The 8818-nt window shown below is 72.3% G+C and carries 7 protein-coding genes; 6 read left to right on the top strand and 1 reads right to left on the bottom strand.

The features are described 5' to 3' along the window. On the bottom strand, positions 1-1081 hold a 1081-nt coding region (locus tag PYV61_RS15825; protein WP_275833290.1), incomplete at its 3' end, for a serine/threonine-protein kinase. A gap of 160 nt (positions 1082-1241) precedes the next feature. Here PYV61_RS15825 and rpsO point away from each other — a divergent pair. The 6 genes from rpsO to PYV61_RS15795 form a co-directional block, all read left to right on the top strand. Further along, positions 1242-1502, top strand: coding sequence for a 30S ribosomal protein S15 (rpsO, locus tag PYV61_RS15820; RefSeq protein WP_275833288.1), 261 nt, complete (start codon positions 1242-1244; stop codon positions 1500-1502). A gap of 192 nt (positions 1503-1694) precedes the next feature. Then, a complete protein-coding gene (locus PYV61_RS15815; RefSeq protein ID WP_345785248.1) occupies positions 1695-3947 on the top strand; it encodes a polyribonucleotide nucleotidyltransferase in 2253 nt (750 codons plus the stop codon). Between the two features lie 11 nt (positions 3948-3958). After that, the gene (locus tag PYV61_RS15810; protein ID WP_275833286.1) at positions 3959-5230 is read left to right on the top strand and encodes a pitrilysin family protein; all 1272 of its coding nucleotides are present in this window, start codon (positions 3959-3961) and stop codon (positions 5228-5230) included. A 100-nt stretch (positions 5231-5330) separates the two neighbouring features. Then, on the top strand, positions 5331-6464 hold the full coding sequence (ald, locus tag PYV61_RS15805) for an alanine dehydrogenase (protein ID WP_275833284.1): 1134 nt from the start codon (positions 5331-5333) through the stop codon (positions 6462-6464). 203 nt (positions 6465-6667) lie between these two features. After that, positions 6668-7705: a rod shape-determining protein gene (locus PYV61_RS15800; protein WP_275833282.1), complete on the top strand. Its 1038-nt coding sequence runs from the start codon at positions 6668-6670 to the stop codon at positions 7703-7705. Positions 7706-7721: 16 nt separating this feature from the next. Further along, positions 7722-8818 (top strand): rod shape-determining protein MreC (locus PYV61_RS15795; protein WP_275833280.1); only part of this gene is annotated, 1097 nt, incomplete at its 3' end.

Below are 8818 nucleotides of genomic sequence, written 5' to 3'. Positions count from 1 at the left end.
CGGCCGCGCCGTCGCCGCGGACCAGCCAGACGCCGCCGGCCACCGTGAGGAGCAGCGGGACGGCGCCGACCGCGGCGGCGCTGCGTCGCCGCGGCTTCGGCTGCAGGCGGGCGAGGGCCGGGAGGGCGACGGTGGCCGCCTCCGCGCCGTGGAGGCGGACGGCGGCGAGGGCGTCGGCCAGCTCGCCGGCGCCCTGGAAGCGGTCGGCCGGGTCCTTGGCGAGGCAGCGCAGCACGATCGCCTCGAACGCCGCCGAGAGGTGCGGGGCGCGCTCGCGGGGCGCGGGCGGCTCGGCCTCGACGTGCTGCCGCATCACCTCGTACCAGTCGTCGCCGGCGAAGGGCAGCGTCCCGGTGGCGGCCTGGTAGAGCGTGACGCCGAGCGAGTAGAGGTCGCTGCGCCCGTCGAGCGGCAGCCCGCGCGCCTGCTCGGGCGAGAAGTAGCTCGGGGTGCCGAGGACCACCTGCCGGCTGGAGGTCGAGGCGCCGGCGTGCACCGCGCGGGCGATCCCGAAGTCGGTGACCAGCGCCCGCCCGTCGGCCGCGAACAGCACGTTGTCGGGCTTCACGTCACGGTGCACGACGCCGCAGTCGTGCGCGTAGGCGAGCCCCCGGGCGACGTCCTCGCCGATGCGGGCCAGCTCGTCCTCGGGGAGGCTCCCCCGGTCGGCGAGCCGCCTGCCGAGCCCGTCGGGGAGGAAGTCCATGACGAGGAACGGCGTCCCCGGGGGGCAGTCCTCGAACGCGTCGTCGAGGCGGCCGACGTTGAGCACCGTCGCCACGTTCGGGTGGCGGAGCCGGGCGGCGGTGCTCGCCTCGCGGCGGAAGCGCTCGACCGTCTCGGGATCCTCGGCGATCTCGGGCTTGAGGATCTTGAGCGCGACGTCGAGGTCGAGCTCGGGGTCGTAGGCGCGGTAGACGCGGGCGAAGCCGCCGGAGCCGACGCGGACGTGGACCGCGTAGCGGCCGAGGAAGCGTCCGGTGAGGTGCTCGCCCGTGCGGGCCACGCCGTCGGGGCCGCCGACCGGGGGCTCGGCCGAGGGCGTGGGGATGCCGCGGGGTGGGGTGGCGCGATCGAGCACGAGGTCCTGGGAGGGTCCGGCGTGCGGGGGCAGGCGAGCGTACGGGAGCGGGGCCGCGGCCGGGACCGGAGGCTTTACAGCCCTTCAGGAGCTCAGTAAGTTACTGTGCTTCCGACTGTTGCGCAGCACGCGCGCCTGGACGTGCGGAGAATATACCACCATGGCTTTCGACAAGGCACCGACCCTCAGCAAGTATCAGACGCACGAGACGGACACCGGTTCGGCGCGCGTCCAGGTCGCGATCCTGACGGATCGGATCAACTACCTCACGGATCACTTCCGGACGCACCACAAGGACCACCACGGTCGTCTCGGGCTGCTGAAGATGGTCGGCCGCCGTCGCCGCCTGCTGACGTACATGAAGCGGACGGACGTGGTCGGCTACCGCCAGATCGTGCAGGAGCTCGGGCTCCGTCACTGAGCGGTTCTCCCAGGCGCGTGGACGCGCGGGCGCAGCGATTGCGGCCCGCGCGTCTTGCGTTTCCTGCACCGGGGGACCGCTCTCCTGCGCGGCCGGGGAGCGCGGCCGCACCCATAGGCGCGTGACGCACGCGCCGCCGCCGGGGCCCCGAGACGCGGGGACCGGCGCCCACAGCAACAAAGCAATCGAGCAATGATGCAACGCGTGGAGCGTACGTTCGCCGGGCGCAAGCTGGTCATCGAGACCGGGCGCATGGCGAAGCAGGCGAGCGGCTCGGCCCTCGTCCAGTTCGGCGAGACAATGGTGCTCGCCGCGGTGACCGTGAGCGAGACCCAGAGCCCGCTGCCGTTCTTCCCCCTCACGGTCGAGTACCGCGAGAAGACGTACGCCGCCGGCAAGATCCCGGGCGGCTTCATCAAGCGCGAGGGCCGCCCGCACGACAACGAGATCCTGTCGGCGCGCATCATCGACCGCTCGATCCGTCCGCTGTTCCCCGAGGGCTTCAAGAACGAAGTCCAGGTGTTCATCTACGTCGTCTCCGCCGACCAGGAGAACGACGCCGACGTGCTGGCCCTGGTGGCCGCGTCGTTCGCGCTGAACGCGTCGAAGTGCCCGTTCGCCGGCCCGATCGCCGGCGTGCGCGTGGGCCGCGTGCAGGACAACTGGATCCTGAACCCGACGTTCCAGCAGCTGCAGTACAGCGACCTGGAGCTGGTCGTCGCCGGCTCGCAGGACTCGATCGTGATGGTCGAGGGCGGCGCCCTCGAGGTGTCCGAGGACGACGTCGTCGGCGCGCTCGGCATCGCCCACAACGGCATCCGCGAGCTGATCGCCGCGCAGGAGGAGCTGCTCGGCAAGATCCAGCGCCCCGCCAAGATGTCGTGGACCAAGGCCGAGATCCCCGAGGGCGTCACCGCCCGCGTGAAGGCGCTCGCCGAGGGGAAGATCGCCGAGGCGATCAACCAGGCCGACAAGCACACGCGCGTGCAGGCGGTCGAGGAGGTCAAGAAGGCGGTCAAGGAGCAGCTGCTCCCCGAGTTCCCGGACAACAGCAAGGACCTCGGGTCGATCCTCGGGGACCTCGAGTACGACGCGCTGCGCGGCCAGGTGCTCAAGACCGGCCTCCGCGTCGACGGCCGCAAGCCGAACGAGGTCCGCGCGATCTCGATCGACAACGGCGTGCTCCCGCGCGCCCACGGCTCGTCGCTCTTCACGCGCGGCCAGACGCAGGCGCTCGTCGCCGTGACGCTCGGCACCGCCAACGACGTGCAGCGCCTCGACTCGATCGACGAGCCGGGCGAGACGACGAAGTCGTTCATGCTGCACTACAACTTCCCGCCGTTCTCGACCGGCGAGGTGCGCCCGGTGCGCGGCACGAGCCGCCGCGAGATCGGCCACGGCAACCTGGCCGAGCGCGCGCTGCAGGGCGTGCTGCCGGCGTTCGAGGAGTTCCCGTACACGATCCGCATCGTGTCCGACATCCTCGAGTCGAACGGCTCGTCGTCGATGGCCTCGGTGTGCGGCGGCTCGCTGGCGCTGTTCGACGCCGGCGTCCCGATGCAGGCCGCCGTCGCCGGCGTGGCGATGGGGCTCATCAAGGAGGGCGAGCAGTACGCCATCCTGACCGACATCCTCGGCACCGAGGACCACCTCGGCGACATGGACTTCAAGGTCGCCGGGACCGAGCGCGGGATCACGTCCATCCAGATGGACATCAAGATCCAGGGGCTCGACCTCAAGATCATGACCGAGGCGCTGGCCCAGGCCCGCGAGGGCCGCCTGCACATCCTCGCCGAGATGGCGAAGTCGCTCGGCGAGCCGCGCACGGACCTGTCGCCGTACGCGCCGCGAATCGTCACCCTGCAGATCAGCCCCGAGAAGATCGGCGACCTGATCGGGCCGAAGGGGAAGACGATCCGCGGGATCCAGGAGGAGACGAAGTCCGAGGTCACGGTCGACGACACGGGGCTCGTCACCATCGCCGCCGTCGGCGGCGAGGCGATGGAGCGCGCGCGCCAGATGGTCATGGCCATCACGGCCGAGCCGATCGTGGGCGACACCTACGAGGGCACGGTCAAGAGCACGACGGCGTTCGGCGCCTTCGTCGAGATCATGCCGGGCACCGAGGCGCTGCTGCACATCTCCGAGATGAAGCACGCGCGCGTCGAGAAGACCGAGGACGTGGTCAAGAAGGGCGACCGCGTGAAGGTCAAGCTCATCGACCGCGACGAGCGCGGGCGCCTGCGCCTGTCCATGAAGGCGCTCGAGCCGAAGCCCGAGGGGATGACCGAGTCGAACGGCGCCGAGGGGAACGGCGGCGCCGAGGGCGGAAACGGCGAGGGGGGCGAGGACCGTCCGCGGCGCGAGCCGCGCGGCGACCGTCCCGCGCGCTCGGGCGGCGACCGCGGCGGCCGGGGCGGCCGTGGGGGGCGCGACCGCGAGTGAGTGACCCGACGGTGAGGCCGGCCTCCGACGTCGTGGAGGCCGGGCCCCGCCGCACGACGCTCGACAACGGACTGACCGTACTCTCGGAGCACATCCCGGGAGTGCGGTCGGTCGCGTTCGGGGCGTTCGTGCAGGCGGGATCGATCCACGAGACGCCGGCGAGCATGGGCGTCTCGCACCTCCTCGAGCACATGGTGTTCAAGGGGACGCCGACGCGCTCCGCCCGGCAGCTGTCGCTGGAGGTGGAGTCGCTCGGCGGGTCGCTCGACGCGTACACCACGCGAGAGTACACGTCGTACCAGGCGCGCGTGCTCGCCGAGCACCTCGACGTCGCGGCCGACGTGATCGGGGACCTCGTGTTCCGCCCGCTGCTGCGCGAGGAGGACCTGCGCCTCGAGCGGAACGTGATCCTCGAGGAGATCGGGATGGTCGAGGACACCCCCGACGACCTCGTGTTCGAGCTGCACAACGAGCTGCTGTGGGGGGACCACCCGTACGGCTACTCGATCCTCGGCACGCGCGAGACGGTGAACGCGCTGGGGACGGACGCGCTCCGCACGCTGCACGCGCGGGCGTACCACCCCGGGCGGCTTGTGGTGGCGGCGGCCGGGAAGGTGGAGCACGAGGCGCTGGTCGAGGCGCTGCTGCGCACCGGGTGGGGGGCTGCGCCCGCGGGCGACGCGACGCCGCTGCCGTCGCGCGCGCCCGTGACGGCGCCGCCTGGGTACCGGCACCGGCGCGACCGGTCGCTGACGCAGACGCACGTCGTCTTCGGCTCGGCCACGCCGCCGCACGCCGACGAGCGGCGCTACGCGCTGTCGCTGGTGAGCATGGTCCTGGGCGGCGGGATGAGCTCGCGGCTCTTCCAGAAGGTGCGGGAGGAGCTGGGGCTCGCCTACGCGGTGCACACCTTCCAGGCCTTCCACGTCGACACCGGGATGCAGGGGGTGTACGTGGCGTCGGCGCCGGGGACGGCCAGGCAGGCCACGCAGGCCATCCGCGACGAGCTGCGCCGGCTGGTGGACGCGGGGATCGTGGGGGACGAGCTGGCGGCCGCCAAGCGGCAGCTGCGGGGGCAGGTGATCCTCTCGCAGGAGAGCGTCACGAACCACATGTACCGGGCGGCGGGGGAGGTCCTCTACGGGGAGCCGTTCCGCCCCCTCGACGTCGTCCTCGCGGAGATCGACGCGATCGACGAGGGGGCGGTGCTGGCGGTGGCCCGGGAGTTCTTCGACCCCGACCGGCAGTCGGTGCTCAGCCTGGGCCCGAAGACCGTCGGGTGAGCATTCGTACGGGGCGCGTGCATTTGGCGCCGGCCCGCAGCAGATTCCCCGGCGGCGCGCCGCGCGCGCCCCACCCCAACCCTCGAAAAGCCCCGCTGCCATGAAGATCGGCGTCCCGAAGGAGATCAAGACCAACGAGAACCGCATCGCCCTCGTCCCGGCCGGGGCGGAGGCGCTCGTCGCGGCCGGCCACCAGGTGTTCGTGGAGTCCGGGGCGGGCGAGGGGAGCGGGTTCACCGACGCCGACTACACGGCGGTGGGCGCGCAGATCGCCCCGGACGCCGACGCGACGTGGGCGGCGGGGGACATGATCCTGAAGGTGAAGGAGCCGATCGAGCCCGAGTGGAAGCGCATCCGGAAGGGGCAGACGCTCTTCACCTACTTCCACTTCGCGGCCGACGAGCGGCTGACGCAGGCGCACCTGGCGAGCGGGGCGACCTGCATCGCGTACGAGACGGTCGAGCTGCCGTCGCGCGAGCTGCCGCTGCTGACGCCGATGTCCGAGGTGGCCGGCCGGATGGCGGTGCAGGAGGGGGCCAAGTACCTCGAGAAGCTCTACGGCGGGCGCGGCGTGCTGCTGGGCGGCGTGCCGGGGGTGCCGCCGGCCAAGGTCGTGATCCTGGGCGGCGGGATCGTCGGGATCAACGCCGCGAAGATGGCCGCGGGGCTGGGCGCGAAGGTCGTGATCCTCGACATCAGCCTGGACCGGCTGCGGTACCTCTCGGACGTGATGCCGGCGAACGTCCAGACGGTCTACTCGAACCACCAGAACATCCGCGAGCAGATCGCGACGGCGGACCTCGTGGTCGGGGCGGTGCTGATCCCCGGGGCGAAGGCGCCGAAGCTCGTGCGGCGCGAGGACCTCAAGTACATGCGCCCGGGCGCGGTGATCGTCGACGTGGCGGTGGACCAGGGCGGCTGCATCGAGACGATCAAGCCGACGACGCACGAGAACCCGACGTACACGGTCGACGGGATCATCCACTACGGCGTGGCGAACATGCCGGGCGGCGTGCCGCGCACCTCGACGCTGGCGCTGACGAACGCGACGCTGCCGTACGCGCTGCAGCTGGCGAACAAGGGGTGGCGGCGCGCGCTGCGCGAGAACCCGGCGCTGCTGAAGGGGCTCAACGTGGCCGACGGGCGCGTGACGTACGCGGGCGTCGCCGAGGCGTTCGGGCTCGAGATGACCGACCCCAACGAGGCGATCGCGGGCGAGCCCGCCCTGGTCTGAGCCGGGCGGGGGGTGGGGCGGCGTAGGTCACGGTCCCACCGCGACTTTCGCTTGAAGCGGTGCCGGGCCCCGGCTAGGTTACCCGCGGCGCCCACCCCCCGTCCGAGCAGGGGCCGCCCCCGTTCGCCGAACGGCCGCCGCGGCGGCCGTTCGGCCGTCCGTGCGTCGGGCCCCGACGCCCCGCCCGTCCACCGACCTCGTTGATGCTCTGGCCTTTCAAGAGAGCGGGCTCGCTCTTCCCCGCGAACGCGATCGCCGTCGATCTCGGCACCGCGAACACGCTGATCTACGTGAAGGGCGAGGGGATCGTCCTCAACGAGCCGTCGGTGGTCGCGATCGACCGCGAGACGAAGAAGATCCGCGGCGTCGGCCTCGAGGCGAAGCGCATGCTCGGCCGCACGCCGGAGGGGATCATCGCCGTGCGTCCCATGAAGGACGGCGTGATCGCCGACTTCGACGTCACGGAGAAGATGCTGCGCTACTTCCTGACGCTCGTCATCGACAAGCACGTCTTCAAGGTGAAGCCGCGCGTCATCGTGTGCGTGCCGTCGGGGATCACCGAGGTGGAGAAGCGCGCCGTGCGCGACTCGGCGATGGGCGCCGGCGCGAAGGAGGTCTTCATGGTCTCCGAGCCGATGGCGGCGGCGATCGGCGTCGGCCTCCCGGTCGAGAGCCCGACGGGGAACATGGTGATCGACATCGGCGGCGGCACGACCGAGATCGCGGTCATTGCGCTCGCGGGCATCGTCAGCGACACGTCGATCCGCACCGGCGGCGACGAGCTGGACATCGCGATCGTCCAGTTCATGCGCAAGAACTACAACCTGCTGATCGGCGAGCCGACGGCGGAGCAGATCAAGATCAACATCGGCTCCGCGTACCCGATCGGCGACGAGCGCGAGATGGAGGTCAAGGGGCGCGACCTCGTGTCGGGGATCCCGAAGACCGTCCGCGTGCACTCGAGCGAGATCCGCGAGGCGATCCAGGAGCCGGTGCAGCAGATCGTCGACGCCGTGCGCCGCGCGCTCGAGATCACGCCCCCCGAGCTGGCGTCGGACATCGTGGACCGCGGCATCGTGATGACCGGCGGCGGCGCGCTGATCCGCGGGCTGGACCACATGCTGAGCCAGGAGACCGGGCTGCCGATCCACGTGGACGAGGACCCGCTGACCTGCGTCGTGCGCGGCACCGGGCGGATCCTCGACGACGAGGAGAAGTACTGGTCCGTCCTCACCACCTGAGTTCCCGAGGTCGGCCGTGCCCCGCGGCGCGCGCTCCAGCTCCGGCTCCGTCTCCGGCAGCGTCGTCGACACGACGCTGCTGGCGATCTGCGTCCTCGCCTCGCTCGTGGTGCTCTTCCTCCCGGGGAGCCTGCGCGACGAGGCGGCGCGCGCGCTGCGCCGGTCGGTCGTGTCGCCGCTCGCGGAGCTGCAGCGGCGCGCGGAGCTGAGCCGCGCCGCCTTCGTCTCGTACGACGCCCGCATGACGGCGCGCGGCGACACTGCGGTGTCGCTGACCGACGCCGAGTCGCTGCGCACCGAGAACGCCGACCTGCGCCGCCTGCTCGGGCTGTCGCGCCGCCTCGGCTGGGGGTTCGTGATCGGCGAGGCGATCCCCACGCAGCTCACGGGTGAGCTGATCCAGACGCAGATCCTGCGCACCTTCATGGTGACCACCGGCGGCCGCGCGGGCGTGACGCCGTTCACGCCGGTGGTGACCGCCGAGGGGCTGGTCGGGATGGTGCAGCAGGTCGACCCGGCGACCAGCCTCGCGATCTCGTACCTGCACGAGGACTTCCGCGTCTCGGCGATGACCGCCGACGCGTCGGCGTTCGGGATCGTGCAGCCGCACCTCGGGCGCGGCCCGGAGCGCGGGCTGCTGGAGCTGCGCGGCGTGCCGTTCCGCAGCCAGCTCCGCCCAGGGACCCTGCTTGTGTCGTCGGGGCTGGGGGCGACCTACCCGCGCGGGATCGCCATCGGGACCGTGCTGCGCGAGGTGCAGACGCCCGAGAAGTGGGCCCGCACCTACCTGCTGCAGCCGGTGGTGCCGCTGGCGTCGGTGGGGCCGGTGCTGCTGCTGACCAAGCCCCGCGCGAACGCGGGGGTCGACAGCGTCTGGACGAGCCTCGGCGCCGCCGACCCGGCGGCGCGGCGCGCGGCGGCGTCGGGCGACACGGTGCTGCGCAGCACGCTGCTGCGCGAGCCGGCCGCCCGCCTCGCCGCCCTCGACTCGACGACCCCGGACTCGCTGCGCGGCGACTCGACGGCGGTCGACAGCACGGCGCCCGCGCCGGCCGCCGCGTCGGCCCCGCCGCCGCCGTCCGCCAACCCGTCCGCGCCGACCACCGATTCGGC

It is taken from the genome of Roseisolibacter sp. H3M3-2, assembly GCF_029211165.1.
Classification (GTDB): Bacteria; Gemmatimonadota; Gemmatimonadetes; order Gemmatimonadales; family Gemmatimonadaceae; genus Roseisolibacter.
Note: the sequence above shows the minus strand (reverse complement) of the source record. Positions and strands in the feature narration are given on the sequence as shown.

Excerpts from the sequence above, each read along its gene's own strand:
- rpsO (WP_275833288.1), top strand. The coding sequence starts at position 1,242 with ATGGCTTTCGACAAGGCACCGACCCTCAGCAAGTATCAGACGCACGAG.
- PYV61_RS15815 (WP_345785248.1), top strand. The coding sequence starts at position 1,695 with ATGATGCAACGCGTGGAGCGTACGTTCGCCGGGCGCAAGCTGGTCATC.
- ald (WP_275833284.1), top strand. The coding sequence starts at position 5,331 with ATGAAGATCGGCGTCCCGAAGGAGATCAAGACCAACGAGAACCGCATC.
- PYV61_RS15800 (WP_275833282.1), top strand. The coding sequence starts at position 6,668 with ATGCTCTGGCCTTTCAAGAGAGCGGGCTCGCTCTTCCCCGCGAACGCG.